Origin of the sequence: Streptomyces cyaneofuscatus (assembly GCF_000718135.1) — a bacterium.
Classification (GTDB): Bacteria; Actinomycetota; Actinomycetes; order Streptomycetales; family Streptomycetaceae; genus Streptomyces; species Streptomyces cyaneofuscatus.
Map to the genome: position 1 here is coordinate 116561 of NZ_JOEM01000007.1, position 16723 is coordinate 133283.

The 16723-nt window shown below is 74.2% G+C and carries 14 protein-coding genes; 8 read left to right on the forward strand and 6 right to left on the reverse strand.

Annotation, left to right across the window (positions count from 1 at the left end):
- The first annotated feature begins 2 nt into the window (after window positions 1-2).
- Genes IF17_RS0113035 through IF17_RS0113045 form a run of 3 tightly spaced genes read left to right on the forward strand, consistent with a single transcriptional unit; the run spans window position 3 to window position 3438 of the window.
- Window positions 3-1406 carry an aldehyde dehydrogenase family protein gene (locus tag IF17_RS0113035; protein WP_030565315.1) on the forward strand — a complete coding sequence of 468 codons (1404 nt, stop codon included), beginning with the start codon at window positions 3-5 and terminating at the stop codon, window positions 1404-1406.
- Window positions 1403-2491 carry an NAD(P)-dependent alcohol dehydrogenase gene (locus tag IF17_RS0113040; RefSeq protein ID WP_030565316.1) on the forward strand — a complete coding sequence of 363 codons (1089 nt, stop codon included), beginning with the start codon at window positions 1403-1405 and terminating at the stop codon, window positions 2489-2491. The genes IF17_RS0113035 and IF17_RS0113040 overlap by 4 nt, the downstream gene beginning before the upstream one ends.
- A 35-nt stretch (window positions 2492-2526) precedes the next feature.
- Window positions 2527-3438, forward strand: coding sequence for a class I SAM-dependent methyltransferase (locus IF17_RS0113045; protein WP_030565318.1), 912 nt, complete (start codon window positions 2527-2529; stop codon window positions 3436-3438).
- A 33-nt stretch (window positions 3439-3471) separates the two neighbouring features.
- Here the strand turns inward: IF17_RS0113045 and IF17_RS0113050 are convergent, their stop codons facing one another.
- Together IF17_RS0113050 and IF17_RS0113055 are read right to left on the reverse strand one after the other, a co-directional pair.
- A complete protein-coding gene (locus IF17_RS0113050) occupies window positions 3472-4512 on the reverse strand; it encodes a MerR family transcriptional regulator (protein ID WP_030565319.1) in 1041 nt (346 codons plus the stop codon).
- 3 nt (window positions 4513-4515) lie between these two features.
- The gene (locus tag IF17_RS0113055; protein WP_030565320.1) at window positions 4516-5187 is read right to left on the reverse strand and encodes a HEAT repeat domain-containing protein; all 672 of its coding nucleotides are present in this window, start codon (window positions 5185-5187) and stop codon (window positions 4516-4518) included.
- A 231-nt stretch (window positions 5188-5418) separates the two neighbouring features.
- On the opposite strand from IF17_RS0113055, the gene IF17_RS0113060 reads away from it, so the two are divergent.
- The 5 genes from IF17_RS0113060 (at window position 5419) to IF17_RS0113080 (ending at window position 12548) form a co-directional block, all read left to right on the forward strand.
- Window positions 5419-7347: an HtaA domain-containing protein gene (locus tag IF17_RS0113060; RefSeq protein ID WP_030565321.1), complete on the forward strand. Its 1929-nt coding sequence runs from the start codon at window positions 5419-5421 to the stop codon at window positions 7345-7347.
- A 380-nt stretch (window positions 7348-7727) separates the two neighbouring features.
- Complete coding sequence (locus tag IF17_RS0113065) at window positions 7728-8996, forward strand: polyprenyl synthetase family protein (protein ID WP_030565322.1); 1269 nt, start codon at window positions 7728-7730, stop codon at window positions 8994-8996.
- Window positions 8993-10498 (forward strand): phytoene desaturase, encoded by a 1506-nt coding sequence (locus IF17_RS0113070; RefSeq protein ID WP_030565323.1) that lies wholly within the window; start codon window positions 8993-8995, stop codon window positions 10496-10498. Before IF17_RS0113065 ends, IF17_RS0113070 begins: the two co-directional genes overlap by 4 nt.
- Window positions 10495-11529 carry a phytoene/squalene synthase family protein gene (locus IF17_RS0113075; protein WP_030565324.1) on the forward strand — a complete coding sequence of 345 codons (1035 nt, stop codon included), beginning with the start codon at window positions 10495-10497 and terminating at the stop codon, window positions 11527-11529. Before IF17_RS0113070 ends, IF17_RS0113075 begins: the two co-directional genes overlap by 4 nt.
- The gene (locus IF17_RS0113080) at window positions 11526-12548 is read left to right on the forward strand and encodes a Rieske (2Fe-2S) protein (protein ID WP_030565325.1); all 1023 of its coding nucleotides are present in this window, start codon (window positions 11526-11528) and stop codon (window positions 12546-12548) included. Before IF17_RS0113075 ends, IF17_RS0113080 begins: the two co-directional genes overlap by 4 nt.
- Before the next feature lie 38 nt (window positions 12549-12586).
- On the opposite strand, the gene IF17_RS0113085 is transcribed toward IF17_RS0113080, so the two are convergent.
- The 4 genes from IF17_RS0113085 to IF17_RS0113100 form a co-directional block, all read right to left on the reverse strand.
- Window positions 12587-14152: an FAD-dependent oxidoreductase gene (locus IF17_RS0113085; RefSeq protein ID WP_030565326.1), complete on the reverse strand. Its 1566-nt coding sequence runs from the start codon at window positions 14150-14152 to the stop codon at window positions 12587-12589.
- Window positions 14152-14868 (reverse strand): methyltransferase domain-containing protein, encoded by a 717-nt coding sequence (locus IF17_RS0113090; protein WP_030565328.1) that lies wholly within the window; start codon window positions 14866-14868, stop codon window positions 14152-14154. The genes IF17_RS0113085 and IF17_RS0113090 overlap by 1 nt, the downstream gene beginning before the upstream one ends.
- Window positions 14865-16085 (reverse strand): lycopene cyclase family protein, encoded by a 1221-nt coding sequence (locus tag IF17_RS0113095; RefSeq protein ID WP_030565330.1) that lies wholly within the window; start codon window positions 16083-16085, stop codon window positions 14865-14867. The genes IF17_RS0113090 and IF17_RS0113095 overlap by 4 nt, the downstream gene beginning before the upstream one ends.
- A gap of 122 nt (window positions 16086-16207) precedes the next feature.
- A complete protein-coding gene (locus tag IF17_RS0113100; RefSeq protein WP_030565332.1) occupies window positions 16208-16642 on the reverse strand; it encodes a hypothetical protein in 435 nt (144 codons plus the stop codon).
- Window positions 16643-16723: the final 81 nt, after the last annotated feature.

The following is a 16723-nucleotide window of genomic DNA, read 5'->3' on the forward strand; positions in this document are numbered from 1 at the left end:
GCATGCCCCACCGTGAACCAGGCGCCGGACCCCCCGGTGAGCGCTTCGCCGTGCTCGATCCGGCGACGGGCGAGGCCTTCGGCGAGGCGCCCGACCAGCGGCCGGACGAGCTGGACGATGTGGTCGCCCGGGCGCATGAGGCGTGGCGGGGGTGGCGGTCCGACCCCGCCGCCCGGGCCACCGCCCTGCTCGCCTCGGCCGACGCCGTGGAGGCGGCCGGGGCGGAGCTCGCTCCGCTGCTCACCCGGGAGCAGGGCAAGCCCCTGGCCGAGTCGTACGCCGAGGTCGCCCGTACGGCGGCTCGGCTGCGCCACTTCGCCGGTATGACCCCCGAGCTCCGGACGATCGCCGACGGGAGGCCGGTGCACAGCGAGATCCGCTGGCGGTCGCTCGGGCCGGTCGCCGCCATCGTCCCGTGGAACTTTCCCCTCCAGCTCGCCTCGGCGAAGTTCGTGCCCGCGCTCGCGGCGGGCAACACGGTGGTGCTCAAGCCCTCCCCCTTCACCCCGCTCGCCACCCGGCTGCTGGGATCCGTCCTGTCCGCCGCCCTTCCCGAGGGCGTGCTGACCGTGATCACCGGCCGCGAGCCCCTCGGCGCCCTCCTGGCCTCACACCCGGGGATCCGCCATGTCACGTTCACCGGTTCGGTGCCCACCGGGCGGGCCGTCGCGGAGGCCGCGGCGCCCGGCCTCGCCCGGGTCACTCTGGAGCTGGGCGGCAACGACGCCGCCGTCCTGCTGGACGACGTGGATGTGGAGCGGATCGCGGACCGGCTGTTCTGGGCGGCGTTCCGCAACTGCGGGCAGGTGTGCATGGCGGTCAAGCGCGTGTACGCCCCGGCCCGCCTCCACTCCCAGGTGGTCGAGGCCCTCGCGGAACGGGCGAAGACCGTCGTCGTCGGGGCCGGTCTCGACCCGGGCACGGAGCTGGGGCCGCTCAACAACGCCGCCCAGCTGGCCCGGGTGGAGCGGTGCACGGACCGGGCCCTGGCGGACGGGGCCCGCGCCGTGGCCGGTGGCCACCGGCTGGACCGGCCGGGCTACTTCTACGCCCCGACCGTCCTGGCCGATGTCCCGCCCGACAGCCAGGTGGTGACGGAGGAGCAGTTCGGCCCGGTCCTGCCGGTGCTGCCGTACCGGAGCCTCGACGAAGCCGTGGAGGCGGCCAACTCCACCCGCTTCGGTCTTGGCGGTTCGGTGTGGGGGACCGATCTGGACCGGGCCGGGGCGGTGGCCGGCCGGCTGGAGTGCGGGACGGCGTGGATCAACCACCACGCCGAACTGTCCCTCGCCCAGCCCTTCGCCGGTATCAAGGACAGCGGTGTCGGCGTCGCGGGCGGGGCGTGGGGGCTCTACGGGAACCTCAGGCCGTTCGTCGTCCACCGTCCGAAGGAGGTCCGACGATGAGGTTCGGTGCGGCGGTACTGCGGTCGTACGAGGATCCGTTCGCCGTGGAGGAGGTGATGATGAACGCGGGGCCGGCCGAGGGCGAGATCCTGGTCAGGATCGCGGGGTGCGGGATGTGCCGGACCGATCTGGCCGTCCGGCGTTCGGCGGGCCGCTCCCCGCTGCCGGCGGTGCTCGGCCACGAGGGGTCCGGGGTGGTGGTGGAGACGGGCGGACCGGACACCGGCCTCGCCGTCGGCGAGCATGTCGTGCTGAGCTTCGACTCCTGCGGGATGTGCCGGAGCTGTCTGGGCGCGGCCCCCGCCTACTGCGACCGGTTCGCCGCGCTCAACCTCTTCGGCGGGCGCCCGGAGCACGCGGCCCGGTTCACCGACGCGGCCGGGGGCGCCCTGGCCCCCCGGTGGTTCGGCCAGTCCTCCTTCGCGGCGTACGCGGTGGTCCCGGCCCGCAACGCCGTACGGGTCGATCCCTCGCTCCCGCTCGCCCTGCTCGGGCCGCTCGGCTGCGGCTTCCTCACCGGTGCCGGGGCGGTCCTCAACTCCTTCGGCGCGGGCCCCGGCGACACCGTCGCGGTCTTCGGCGCGGGAGCGGTGGGGCTGGCCGCGGTGATGGCGACGACCGCCGCCGGGGCGGTGGCCGTGGCGGTCGACCGGCACCCGGAGCGGCTGGCGCTCGCCGAGAAGCTGGACGCGGCCCCGGTGCACTCGGACGCCGCCGATCTGCCGGGGCTCATCCGGCGGCTGACGGACGGCGGCGCGCAGTACGCGCTGGACACCACGGGCTCCGCGCGGCTGATCAACGACGCGCTGCGGGCCCTGCGCCCGAGGGGCCATCTCGGCCTGGTGGCGCGGCTGCACACCGCGCTGCCGCTGGAGGTGGGGACCCTGGACCAGGGCCGGAAGATCTCCCACATCTGCGAGGGGGACGCGGTTCCGGGGCTGCTCATCCCACGGCTGACCGGACTCTGGCAGGCCGGGCGGTTCCCCTTCGACCGGCTGATCCGTACGTATCCGCTCGCCGACATCAACGAGGCCGAACGTGACTGCGAGGCGGGCCTGGTGGTCAAGCCGGTGCTGATTCCGTGAGGCCCGCGAATTCCACGTACCGAGGGAGTGCACACATGGTCGACACAGCGCGCCGGAACACCGGCGCGGAAGGCGGCGTGGCCGGAGGGGTCGGCGTGACGGCTCTGCTGGTCGCCGCGGCGCGGGCGATCGAGACCCACCGCCCCGACAGCCTGGCCCAGGACGCCTACGCGGAGCACTTCGTGCTCGCCGCCCCGGCGTCCGAGGGCTGGCCGGTCCGTCCGAGGAAGGCCCCGGGCGGGGACCGGGACCCGTTGTGGGGCCGGTTCGCCCGGTACTTCGGGCTGCGGACGCGCGTCCTCGACGACTTCCTGCTCCAGTCCGTGCACGCGGGGAACGTCCGCCAGGTGGTCCTGCTCGGGGCGGGGCTGGACGCGCGTGCGTTCCGGCTCGACTGGCCTCCCGGGTGCGTGATCTTCGAGATCGACCGGGGGGAGGTGCTGGCGTTCAAACACCAGGTGCTCGACGGTCTTTCGGCCGTCCCGAAGGCGGCGCGCGTGCCGGTCCCGATGGATCTGCGCGCAGACTGGGCGGGCGCCCTGCCCGGCGCGGGCTTCGACCCGGCCGCGCCGAGCGTCTGGCTGGTCGAGGGGCTGCTGTTCTACCTGCCTCCGGCCGCCGAGACGTATCTCATCGACACCGTCGACCGGCTCAGCGCCGGAGGAAGCGCGCTGGCCTTCGAGGCCAAGCTGGAGAAGGACCTCCTGGCGTACCGCGACAGCCCGCTCTACACGTCCACGAGGGAACAGATCGGCATCGACCTGCTCGACCTCTTCGACCTGTCTCCCCGCCCCGACTCCGCGGGCCGTCTGGCGGACGGGGGCTGGTCCACGGCCGTCCACACCCCGTTCGACTTCACCCGCCTGCACGGGCGCGGACCGCTGCCCGAGGAGAACGACGCGCTGGCGGGCAACCGCTGGGTGTTCGCGGACAAGCCTCGGCCGTAGCCGGTGGTCTGCGCGGCATCCCGAGGTGATCCGTCAGCGCGCCTCGCGCAGGTGGAGGAGGTACGTGGCGGTCAGGGCGACGGCCCGGTCCGCGTCGTGCGACAGCTCCGCGAGGGCCTGTGACGCGCGTGTGCCCGGAATGCCTGCCAGCGCCTGGGTGAGCCGGCCGCGTGCGGGCGCTCGGGTGGTGCTGCGGGCGAGGCGCTCGACGAGCCGGTGCGCGATCCGGTCCGCCGTGGCGGTGTCGCTCGCCAGCACGCTCAGTGTGTCGGCCGCGTCGGTGTCGTTCCGGCCCTCCTCCAGCAGGTCGACGAGGGCCGGGACGGCGTCGGTGTCGCCCCGGGTCCCGATCGCCAGAGCCGCGTGGCCCCGGACCACCGGGTCGGGGTGGGCGAGGGCGTCCCGCAGATGCCCGGCGGCCTCACCGCCGGGCATCACGGCGAGGCAGCGGACGGCGCGTTCGCGCACTGCGGCCACCGATGAGCCGATCCCCTCCGCCAGCAGGGCCGGGGCGCCGTCGCCCGATCGTGCCAGCGCCCAGCGGAGGGTCCCGGCGACGTTCGGATCGCTCTCGCCGAGCGCCGCCTCGACCAGGGCCTCCACCGGCACCGGAACCTCGTCGCCCGAAGAGGCCGAGGAGCCCGGGAAGGCCGATGAGGCCGAGGCGAGGGCCGCACGCTGGCGCGCGTCGGCGCTCTTGGACCCGAGCGCCTGGAGCAGCGTGACGACCTGGAGGGCGTCCTCCCAGCCGGCGGGATCGGCGGCGTGGATCCGGCGCAGCCGCGTGAGCAGCTCGGTCTCCGCCGCGATGCGTTCGCGTGTCCGGCGGATCAGGTCGTCGACGAGCGCGGCGGGCGTGAAGTCCGCGTCGTCGAGCGCGCGCTTGACCTCACGCAGCGAGAGGCCCAGCGCCCGCAGGCTCTCGATGTGGAAGATCCGCCGGATGTCCTCCTCGGAGTACTCCCGGTAGCCGGAGCCGGTACGGCCCGAAGGGTGCACCAGGCCGAGCGACTCGTAGTGCCGGAGCATGCGGGCGCTGACCCCGGACCGTCGCGCCACCTCACCGATCAGCACGCCCTATCGTCCCTCCTGGCCGGTGCCACCGAGGGCGACGACGCGCTTCGCCTCCTCGATCGCGAAGGTGAACCCGGCGTCCGGGTCGCGCAGCAGCCGTTGCGTGGCGAGCGCGTGGACGCGGACGCGTGGGTCGGGAGAGGTCGTCGCGGCGAGCAGTACAGCCTCCATCGTCTCCCCCAGCGCGACCAGTGCCCGGCTCAGGCTCAGCTGTGTCTCGCGTTCACCGCGCCCGAGCTGCGTCGTCAGCACGGTGGCCAACGCGGCTTCCTCGCCCTCCGGTACGAGCACGGCCGCGGCCCGCCAGGCGCTCCGGGCCACCTCGTCGTCGGCGTCGGTCAGCAGCGACCGGGTGACCGCCGGCCACGCCCGCCGGTCCCCGACCTTCGACAGCGTGTGCAGGGCCTGGCTCCGTGCCTGGGCACGCTCCGAGCGGAGTTCGCGGAGCAGCGCCGGGAGCGTCAGGTGGACCGGGTGGCGGGTGAGCGCCCAGGTCAGCATGTCGCGTACGAAGAACTCGGCCTCGACCGCACAGCGCCCCACGAGCCGGTCGACGTAGCGCGGGTCGGGCGCCGCCCCGATCGCCAGGGCGGCTCGCAGCCGTACGGACGCACGGTCGTCCTCCAGTGCCCTGAGCGCCCGTGCCGCATCTGTGTCCTGTCCCGTGACCGTCATCGAGACCACCTCCTCTCCCCGGAGTGAAGAGCCTGTCACGGTGTCAAGGTCAAGCCGGAGCGGACATCGGGCACCCGGCGGTGACATTTAGGTAAGCCTCACCTAATATGACGATTGTCGTCTTCGGGTCCCCACGCGAGAAGCCGGTATCCCCCCTTCTTTGTCATTCGCCCAGGCACGGCTGCCCCCAACCGCTGTGCCGTGCCCTCCCCCGAAGGAGACATGCAGCGCATGTCCATGCCCCGCCGCGGCCACCTCGCCGCTCTCGCCGCACTCACCGTCGTCTCCCTGGGCACCGGTGTCCTCGCCGTTCCCGCCGCCGCTGCCGCTCCGGGCGCCGTCGTCGCAGCCCAGGCCGCGCAGGCCGGGACCACGTCGGCGGCCGCCCCGATCCTGGTGTCCGGTGGGTCCTCCTGGGGCCTCAAGAAGTCCTGGTTCGGTTACGTCACGCGCTTCGGCGGCTCGGTGACGGTGGCCGACGGCGCCGGCAAGGACGCCGCCGGGGTGATCGGTTATCCCGTCAAGCACGGTGCGGTGGACCCCGCCAAGCGCAACGCCGATGTCCACTTCGGCGGCTCGGTCACCTACGCGGTGCCCGTCCACGACATCAACGCCATCACCCTCGCCAACCCCCGGATCGTCCTCAAGAACGGCGTGGGGTCGCTCTTCGTGGACGTGACGACCGACCTGACCGAAGGTCAGGACCCGGTCACCACGGCCGGAGTGGAGCTCGCCGAGCTGAAGGCGTCGGCCGGCGCCCTGAACGGGGCCGCGCTCGACTGGACCGGGATCACGTCGAAGCTCACCGCCAAGGGCGCGGAGATCTTCGCCAACAAGGGCCAGCCCATGTACGAGCCCGGCTCCGCGCTGGACCCCGTCGCGATCGCCGGCACCACCAGCGTCCCCACCCTGACCGTCAGCCAGGTCACCAAGCTCGGCGCGGAGACCGAGGTCACGGTCGAGGGCAAGGGCTACCAGCCCGGCCGCGGCGTCTACCTGGCGCAGTCCGTGGCCCTGGACGGCACCACGTACCCCAGCCTCTACGGCAACGCCGCCTGGATACGCAGTGTCGGCGTCGACGGCACCTTCACCGTGACGGCGAAGCTCACCGAGACGTTCACCTCCGGCACCACCACCGTCGACTGCCGGACCACCGCCTGCTTCGTCACCACCTTCAACTCGCACGACCGCACCGACCCGACCTGGATGCCCTCGCGCGCCCAGGACGTGTCCCAGCAGCTCTATTTCGGTGACGCCGTCCCGGCCGCCGTCGTGACGCATCAGCCGACCGCCCGTACCGCCCGCTCGGGTGCCGACGCCGTCTTCAGCGCCGACGCGACCGGCTACGACTCGGTCCGCTGGGAGCGCAGCGCCGACGCCGGCAAGACCTGGAGCACCGTCTCCGGCGCCACTTCCACCAAGCTGACGGTCAAGGCGAGCGCCGCGGTGAACAAGCACCGCTACCGCGCCGTGTTCGTCAACGCCTCCGGCGAGACCGCCACCTCGGCCGCCACGCTCACCGTGTCCGCGGTGCCCGCCCGGATCATCTCCTTCAACGCCTCCCCCGAGCCGATCGGCAAGGGGAGCAAGCTGAAGATCGCCGCCACCCTCCAGACCGCCGGCGCCACGAGCAACGTCTGGAGCCCGCTGGCCAAGGCGTCCGTCGTCATCGAGTTCCAGGCGAAGGGCGCCAAGACCTGGAGCAAGGCCGCCACCGTCACCACCAGTGCCAAGGGCGCCCTCGCGACCTCGGTCACCGCCAAGGCGGACGGCACCTGGCGTGCCCGCTACGCCGGGACCGCCGACCGCGCCGCGGCCGTCAGCGGCACCGACTTCGTGGACGTCAAGCTGCGGACCTCCATCTCCGGCTTCAACGCCTCCCCGGAGCCGGTCCGCAAGGGCCGCACCATCACGGTCAAGGGCACCCTGCGCAGCCTGGACGGCACCTGGAAGAACACCTCGGGCCAGTCCGTGAACATCCTGTTCCAGGCCAAGGGCTCCAAGAAGTGGAGCAAGCTGGCCACCGTGCGCACGAACGGCAAGGGCGTCTTCACCAAGGGCTTCACCGCCGAGAAGGACGGCACCTGGAAGGCCGAGTTCAAGGCCACGGCCGCCCGTCTGGGCACCACGGGACCGGGCGACTACGTCGACGTCCGCTGACCCGCACCGGCCCGTACACCCTTCCCGTACGCCCTCCCCGGACGGCCGGTCACCGCAGGCAACTCGCCCGCAGGTGACCGGCCGTCCGGCCGTTCGCCCCGCCCCGCGCCGACGGGCCCGTACGGGAGCCACGAGCCCGCTCCCCCGCCTCCCGCAGGCCACTTCCCGTAGGCCGAACGGGCGGGCCGTCGCCTCCCGGGGCGCCTCCCCGGGTGTTTCTCCGCCGGGAGCGTGCCGCTGTCGTGATCATCTCTGACCACCGCCTCCTTCCCCTCGCGGCCGACGCGCCCGATCAGTCCTGCCTCACCGCATCCGAACGGGGTACGTGTGCGGAAGGAGTGGCGAACGGTTCGCCGCCCACCTGACCGGAAGGACGTGAGATGGCCCGCATCCCGGCCGTGGAGCACTCCTTCGCCGCCTGCCCGCTCCCGCCTTCCCCCGACCCGTCGGCCACGGCGTCCACCGCGGCCGGGGCCGTCGACGCGGACGTGGTCGGCGCCGTCCTGCGTACCGCGCGGGCGGTGCTCGCGGAACGGGTCGCTCAGGCGTCCGAGATCGACGCCTCGTTCGCCGGGGAGCTGGCCGGGCGGGTCGCCGACTTCACGCTGGACGGGGGCAAGCGGATGCGCCCCCGCCTCCTGTGGTGGGGGATGCGGGCCTGCGGTGCGGTGGACGTCGGGTCCACGGCGGCCGCGCTGCGGCTGGGGGTCGCGCTGGAGCTCATCCAGACCTGCGCGCTGATCCACGACGACGTGATGGACCGGTCGCGGCTGCGCCGGGGGAAGCCCGCCGTGCACATCGGCCTCGCCGCCCGGGCGGGCCTGTCCCCGGACTCGGAGCGGGGCTCCGCGTTCGGCACCTCGGCCGCCGTGCTGGCCGGGGACCTCGCGCTGGCCTGGGCCGACGACACCGTGGCGGAGACGGCGCTGCCCGCTCCCGTACGACGGCGGATCGGGGCCATCTGGCGCTCCCTGCGGACCGAGATGGTCGCGGGTCAGTACCTTGACCTGCACGGCCAGGCCACCGGGGGCTCCTCGGCGGCGCGGGCGATACGGACCGCCTGCCTCAAGAGCGCCCTGTACTCCGTCGAGCGGCCCCTGGCGATCGGGGCCGCCCTGGCCGACGCCGATGAGCACACCACGGCCGCACTGCGTTCGGCCGGCCGGTGCGCCGGGATCGCCTTCCAGCTCCGGGACGATCTGCTCGGGGTCTTCGGGGACCCGGCGCGGACCGGGAAACCGTCCGGCGACGACATCCGCGAGGGCAAGCCGACCTACCTCCTCGCCGTCGCCCGGGAACGTGCCGAGGCCGCGGGTGACGAAGGGGCGCTGGCCGTCCTCGGCCACGCCGTGGGCAACGCCGATGTCACCGAGGGGGATCTCGCCGATGTACGCGGGGTCTTCGAGGCGACCGGCGCGCGCGCCCATGTGGAGCGGAAGGCGGAGCGCCTCCGCGACCACGCCGTACGCCGGCTGGGCGAGGCCGTCGACGTGGACGCGCACGGCGGCCGACAGCTGCTCGGCCTGCTGCGCACGGTCTCCGGGGACCCGTCCGGGTTCGGCCCGGCCACCCCCGACGACCCGGGCGGGCACCACAGCCCGGCAGCAGCAGGGGTTCTGTCCGCGGCCGAAGGAGGACATGTCCGGTGATCACGGTCAAGGGGCGCGTCGACCATGTGGTGGTGGTCGGTGCCGGTCTGGCGGGGCTCTCCGCAACGTTGCACCTCCTCGGCGCGGGCCGCCGGGTCACGGTGGTCGAGCGGGAGTCCGGGCCCGGTGGCCGGGCGGGGCTGCTGGAGTCGGGCGGTTTCCGCATCGACACCGGTCCGACCGTGCTGACCATGCCGGACCTGGTGGAGGAGGCCTTCGCCGCGGTCGGGGACAAGCTGGCCGACCGGCTGGAGCTGATCCCGCTGGACCCCGCCTACCGGGCCAGGTTCGCCGACGGGTCCCAGCTCGACGTGCACACCGACGGGGCCGCGATGGAGGCCGCGGTCGAGCAGTTCGCGGGGGCCCGGCAGGCGGTCGGCTACCGGCGGCTGAGGGTGTGGCTGGAGCGCCTCTACCGGGTGCAGATGCGCCGTTTCATCGACGCCAACTTCGACTCGCCGCTCCAGCTCGCCCACCCCGATCTCGCGCGGCTGGCCGCCCTCGGCGGTTTCGGCCGGCTCGACGCGCGGATCGGGCACTTCGTCTCGGACGAACGGCTGCGCAGGGTCTTCTCGTTCCAGGCGCTGTACGCCGGTGTCCCGCCGGCCCGGGCGCTCGCCGCGTACGCCGTCATCGCCTACATGGACACGATCGCCGGGGTGTACTTCCCCAAGGGCGGGATGCACGCGCTGCCCCGGGCGATGGCGGACTCGGCCGCCGAGGCGGGGGCCGCGTTCCGGTACGGGCAGACCGTGACCCGGCTGGAGCGTTCGGGGGAACGGGTCACCGCGGTCGTCACCGACCGGGAGCGCATCCCCTGCGACGCGGTGGTCCTCACCCCCGACCTTCCCGTCACCTACCGGCTGCTCGGCCGCAGCCCCCACCGGCCGCTGCGCCTGCGCCATTCGCCGTCCGCGGTGATCCTGCACGCGGGCACCGACCGCACCTGGCCGGAGCTGGCGCACCACACCATCTCGTTCGGCGCGGCCTGGAAGAGCACCTTCCGTGAACTCACCCGCACCGGGCAGCTGATGTCGGACCCCTCCCTCCTCATCACCCGGCCCACCGCCACCGACCCCTCCCTCGCCCCGCCCGGCAAGCACCTCCACTACGTGCTGGCGCCCTGCCCGAACACCGAGGTCGGGCCGGGCGTACGGGAGTGGCGGGAGCTGGGCCCCCGCTACCGGGACGAGCTCCTGGCCGAGCTGGAGCGCCGCGAGATGCCCGGGCTCGGCGCGGCGATCGAGGAGGAGGGGCTGGTCACGCCGGTCGACTGGACCGCCCAGGGGCATGCGGCGGGCACCCCGTTCTCCGTGGCCCACACGTTTCCGCAGACCGGCCCGTTCCGCCCGCGCAACCTGGTGCGGGGCACGGTCAACGCCGTCCTCGCGGGGTGCGGCACCACGCCCGGCGTCGGCGTGCCGACCGTCCTGATCTCCGGAAAGCTGGCCGCTCAGAGGATCACCGGCCCCCGTACCGACTGGAGAGGCACTGCTGCATGACCGTCCGTGAACTCGACGCCGCCGGCATCCACGATCCCGCCCTCCGGGCGGCGTACGCCCACTGCCGCGGGCTCAACGCCCGCCACGGCAAGACGTACTTCCTCGCGACGCGGCTGCTGCCCGTCGACCGGCGCCCGGCCGTCCACGCCCTGTACGGCTTCGCCCGCTGGGCCGACGACATCGTGGACGATCTCGACTCCTCGGCCACCCCCGTCGAGCGTGGCCGCGCCCTGCTCGCCCTGGAGGCGCAGCTGGAGGCAGGGCTGGAGGCAGGGCTGCGGCGGGAGGGGGCCACCGAGCCGGTGATCCGCGCGCTCGCCGACACCGCTCGGCGGTACGGCATCGACCGCGTCCACTTCACCGACTTCCTGGCCTCCATGCGCAGCGATCTGACGGTCGGCGGGTACGCCTCGTACGAGGAGCTCGGCCGGTACATGCACGGCTCCGCCGCCGTGATCGGCCTCCAGATGCTTCCGGTGCTCGGGACGGTGACGCCGCGCGAGGAGGCCGCTCCGCACGCGGCCGCGCTCGGGGTCGCCTTCCAGCTGACGAACTTCCTGCGGGACGTGGGCGAGGACCTGGACCGGGGCCGGCTCTATCTGCCGGCCGAACTGCTGACCGCGCACGGGGTGGACCGGGAGCGCTTCGAGTGGAGCCGGAGGACGGGGGCGCGGGACGCGCGGATCACCGACGTCCTGCGGGCCGCCGCCGCCCACAACCGGGCCGTGTACCGGGACGCCCTGCCCGGGATCGCGATGCTCACCCCGGTGTCGCGGCCCTGCATCCGTACGGCGTTCGTGCTGTACAGCGGCATCCTGGACTCGATCGAGGCCGACGGGTACGCGGTGCTGCACCGCCGGTCGGTCGTCCCGCGCCGCCGGCGGGCGGTGGTGGCGCTGGACGGGCTGGTACGGGCGGTCGCCGCACGCGCGGTGAGCCGCCGGGGCGAGGAGGCCCCGGTCGCGGAACCCTCCTGCGCCTCCCCGTCACCCCGGCCGCACGTGGCCCCCGTACGCGAGGAGGCGCTGTGAGCCCCTCGGCAGGACGCCCGAGCCGTATTCCGTTGCGCCTGCGGCGCGCGCCCGTCCCGTGGGACCGGCAGGCACCGACCTGGCGGGAGGCGAAACCGGGGCTCATCGCGGACGCCCTGAAGAGGGCGCAGAGCCGGCCGTCCGGGAACTGGTACGTCATCGGCGCCTCCCGTGACCTTCCTCCGGGCCGGACTCTCGGCATCACGGTCGGCTCCACCGAGGTCGTCGCGTGGCGGGACGGTGAGGGGAAGCTCCGCACCGGACCGGGAGCGTGCCCGCATCTCGGGGCGCCGCTGCGCGACAGCCCCGTCCGCTGCGGCACGCTGGTCTGCCACTGGCACGGACTGGCCCTGGACGGCGGGCCGTTCGCCGGGTGGGAGCCCTACCCGGCCTTCGACGACGGGGTCCTGCTCTGGGTGCGGCTGGACCGGGTGGGCGGCGAGACGCCTTCGGAGCGGCCGTACGTTCCGGTCCGGCCGAGGGCCCGGGACGCGGTGGAGGCGGTCTACACGGGCGTGGGCCGCTGCGAGCCGGAGGACGTGGTGGCCAACCGGCTCGACCCGTGGCACGGGGCGTGGTTCCACCCGTACTCCTTCGTGGATCTGACGGTGACCGGAACGCCCGCCGACGGCCCGGCAGGCTCCCCGGATGGCGACGAAGGGTTCATGGTCGACGTGTCCTTCAAGGTGGCCGGGCGGCTGGTGGTCCCGGTCCGGGCCCGGTTCACGGCGCCCGAACCCCGTACGGTCGTCATGCACATCGTCGAGGGCGAGGGCGCGGGGTCCGTGGTGGAGACGCATGCCACTCCCCTGGCCCCGGACGAGCGGGGGCGGCCCCGCACCGCCGTGACGGAGGCGCTGGTCGCGGCGTCGGACCGCCGCGGTTTCGCGGTGGCCCGGGCGGCCGCGCCACTGCTGCGCCCGCTGATGCGGGCCTCGGCCGGCCGGTTGTGGCGGGACGACCTGGCGTACGCGGAGAGGCGTTGGGAGCTCCGCGACAGCGGGCGGTTCCCGGGCTGAGTGCCCCCGACCCAACACCCCGTCCCGCAACGCCCCCCTCAGTCGGCCCCCAGCGCCGCGAGTCGGCGGAGGGTCGCCGACCGTCCCGCGCGCGGAACCGTCCAGAGCGTCTGCCCGCGTACGCCCCACCGCTCCAACAGGGCGTTCGCGGCGAGGAATCCGCTGGTGGCCGCGCGTTCCATCAGCGCCACCGGCAGTCCGGTGCGGACCATGTCACCGGCCACCATCACGGCGGGGTCGGGGCTGCGCACGCCGGGCCGGTCCCGGTAGCCGCCCACGGGGAACATCGGGCAGTCCGCCCGCCATTCGTGCCGTTCGTCGACGATGCGGGCGCTCTGCGTCTCCGGGTAGATCCGGTGCAGTTGCCGCAGCGCCTCGGCCTGTACGGCTCCCCGGTCGGCGTCCGGTGCGACGGCGTACGCGTGCAGTTCGACGACCGAGCCCCTGGTGCGCCGGGCCCAGCGGGCGGCCTCGCCCTCCCAGCGGTCCAGGACGCTGACGTTGTCCAGGGGCCCGTAGCCGCTGGTGCCGAGGAAGCCCGGCCGGTCGTACGCCACCGGCCGGTCGAGCCAGAGCCGGGAGACCAGGAACGGCGGGGCGGTGCGCAGCTGTTCGATCCCGGCCCGCCACCTGGCGTCGCCCAGCTCCGGGGAGGCGCCGACGACGCGGCGCAGGCCGCCGCTGTCCAGGGCCAGGACGAGGGCGTCGTACCGCGTGGTGCGGTCGTCCGTGGTGACGTCGAGGCCGCCGTCGGGGAGCGGCCGCACCTGCCGGACCGGGGTCCGGGTCCGTACGTCGACGCCGTGGCCTGCCAGATAGCGCTGGAGGGGGTCCCACAGGGCGGTGGGGAACGGCTCGTCGGGGACGTCGAAGAGCAGTCCCTCGCTGGAGCCGAGGAAGTAGATGTGGAACATCAGCACCAGTTCCGCCGCCGAGAGTTCGCGCGGGTCGGCGAAGAAGCTGCGGGAGAACACCTCGAACGCCAGGTGGTGGGCGGCTTCCGGGAAGCGGATGCGGGTGAGGAAATCGTGCGCGCTGATGGAGTCGAGCCGGTCGTAGACCTCGGGGACGCGGACGTCCAGCAGCGGCAGGGCGGCGCGCGGGTTCATCCGGGCCAGGTCGCGCAGGCCGAAGGTGGGGCTGAGGGCGACGAAGCCCAGGGCGCTGAGGGGAGGGGTGCGCGGCACCCGGGCGAAGCTGTCGTGGAGGCCGGAGCTGTGCCGCAGGGGGTAGTCGGGCAGCCGGGTCAACGAGTCGAGGCCCGGGTCGACCCGGCGCAGCAGGCCGCGCAGGTTGTAGTACTGGCGGAAGAAGGCGTGGAAGCCCCGGCTCATGGTGACGTCCGTGCCGTCGGCGAGCTCGGTGGGCCAGCCGGACAGCCGTCCGCCCAGGCCCGGTTCGCGCTCGTGGAGAGTGACGCGTACGCCCCGTTCCGCCAGCAGAGTGGCCGCTGCGAGGCCTGCGATGCCGCCGCCGACGACCGCCGCGGTGGGGGCGCCCTGTCCGGTGAAGCGGGCGCGGCCGCCGGGGGCCGGTACCACGGCGGCCTGCCGGTCGCGGCCGCGCCGGTGGCCTGTGCCGCTGCCGCTGTCGCACGGGAACATCACGCCTCCTCCCCCGCGCGGCCGACGAAGGTGTGGGTGATGCCGGTCTGCCAGCCGGGCAGCGGGAGGACGCGTACGTCGGTGAACCCGGCCCGGCGCAGCCGCCGGGCGAACGCGGGTGCCGTGTCGAACTCGACGACGCTGCGCCGGAGATGGCGGTAGAGCTCGGCGTCCCCGGCGAGGCGCCCGGCGGGCTGGATGACCGTGGCGCAGACCGTGTTCCACACGGCACGGTGGACGGGCGATCCGCCGAGCGTGTACTCGTGCACGGCGAGGCGGCCGTCCGGGGCGAGCAGACCGCGTACCAGGTCGAGGGCCTTGTCGGGGTCGGCGAGGTTGCGGAAGAGGTAACCGGCGAACACCGCGTCGAAGGAGCCGGGCCGCAGCCTGGCTGCCAGCTCCTCGACCGGGGCGTGCACGAAGTCGACGCCCTCCGGCCAGCTCTTCGCCGCCGCCCGGTCCAGCATGCCGGCGGAGGCGTCGACGCCGGTGATCCGGGCGTACGGGGCGGCGGCGAGGAGCGCGGCCGTCGAGGCACCCGTACCGCACCCCAGGTCCAGCACGCGCAGCTGGCGTCCGCCGTCGGGCAGCCCCAGCCGGCGGGCGGAGCGGCGCAGATGGGCGTGGTAGCCGGGGCTGGCCGCGACGAGCCGGTCGTAGGCGGCGGAGCCGTGGTCGAAGGCCGCGGACAGGTCGTCGTCACGCAACAGGGTCATGGGGTGCTCTTCTCGTGGCCGGTCGGTGGAGGCAGGGGGTGGGGTGGTTCGCGTCTGGTCAGGAAGGGGAGTTCGGCGACGGTCCGCAGCATGGGGGCGACCGGGGTCCGCAGGCCGATCAGCAGGTCCTCGTGGAGGAGTGAGCCGCCGTCCAGGAAGCGGAGCAGCCGGGCGGCCGGGACACCGCGGAAGAGGCGGGTGAAGAAGTCGGAGCCGTCCACCCGGCCGCTGTCCAGCGCCCGCAGCATGACCGCGTCCATCGCGCGGGGCCGGGCCCCGTACGGCGCGGGCATCCGCAGCTCGCGGCCGGCGCGGAGCCGGTCGGCGACGGACCGGCTCTGCCGCTGCACGGCCGCGAAGGTGTACCCGGTGGAGGGGCGGGTCGCGCCTCCGGCGGTGCCGATGCGGTGCACGGAGCGCCCGGCGCGGCGCGGGAAGTGCCCGTCCGTCATGGGGATGACGCCGCGCTCCTGTGCGGTGACCCGGAACTCCCCCAGTTTCAGGACCTCCTGGGTGTAGTGGCGCAGGGCGCGCCGGTACGCCTCGGTGGACAGCGGGGCGGGCGAGAACTCGGTGTACTCGACCAGGGCGGTCTGCGGGTCGAGCGGCAGGACGTAGCCGAACGAGAGTCCCCGCGCGGGCTGCGGCGTCCGGAAGTCCATGAGGTCGGCGGTCGTCGGGTCGAAGGCGGGGCGCTCGGTGCGGACGAACCAGCCCATGAAGTGCTGGAGCAGGGTGGTGCGGGCCGGCGGCAGACGGCCGGGCGGGCGGGAGTCGAAGACCCGGCGGCCACGGACGAGAACCCGTCCGTCCTGGGCCAGGACTTCGCCTCCGCCGTCGGGTGCGTCGCGTACGGCGGTGACCGTGGCCTCGATCCGGCGGAAGGCCGGCGCGTCGGACAGCCGCCGGCCGACCAGGGCCTCGAAGGCGTCCGACCGCAGCATCTTGTAGCGGTAGGGGGACGGTTCGGTGACCGTGGCCGCCCCGTCGGCCGCCCGCACCCGCAGCCGGGGCCAGGAGGCGGCGAGGGCCGGGTCGTAGGCGCCGCCGGGCGGTTCCCAGTAGCACCAGGTGCGCGGCGGCGGCCTCAGGGGCCCCGGCGGGGCGTCGACGAGGACGACCGACAGGGGCACGGCGCCGCCCGGCGCGCACAGGTGGTACGCCAGGCTCAGTCCGGCCGCTCCGGCGCCCACGATGACGACGTCGGGGTCAGGCACGGCTCCCCTCTCGATTGGACGGTCCTCGGTCGGACGGTTGCGGATCCCCGCGGCCGGCCAGGTACGGAATCCTTCCGCACCGGAGGGCCGGACGGATGCGTGCGACGCGCCGCGACACCCCCTCAGGTGGCGCTGTGGTCCGGGTGTCCCCGCGTGCGGCGGGCTTCCTTCATCTCGGCCTCGTACAGATGGTCACGGCCCTCGGCGAGTTCGCCCCGGATCTCCTGCTCGACCGTCCGGAACACGTCGTAGTACGTGGCGTTGTACTCCTCGACGATCTGGAAGGTCCAGTGGCCGGGGATGACGTTGCGGCCGAGGATCTCCCGCTGGACCCGGTCGGCATGCTCCCCGTGCCCCGCCTCACGGAGCAGCCGTACGGCGTCGTCGAGGCTGAGGTCGGCGCCGCCGGTGAGCTGGTGGAACGTGTAGAGGGCGCCGCGGGCCCGTTCAGTGGTCTCCAGCGCCTTCGAGAGGGCGCCGAGCGCCTCGACGGTCGTGTCGGTGACTCCGTCGGGGCGCTGGTGCGACGGGTCGGGAGGCCGGGTCTGCGCGTTCATGGATCTCCTCGTCGACGTCGACGCGTCCGAGCGGCGGTTCACACCCTCCACCTTCCTCGTCAGCGGGTCGGCACACCTGCT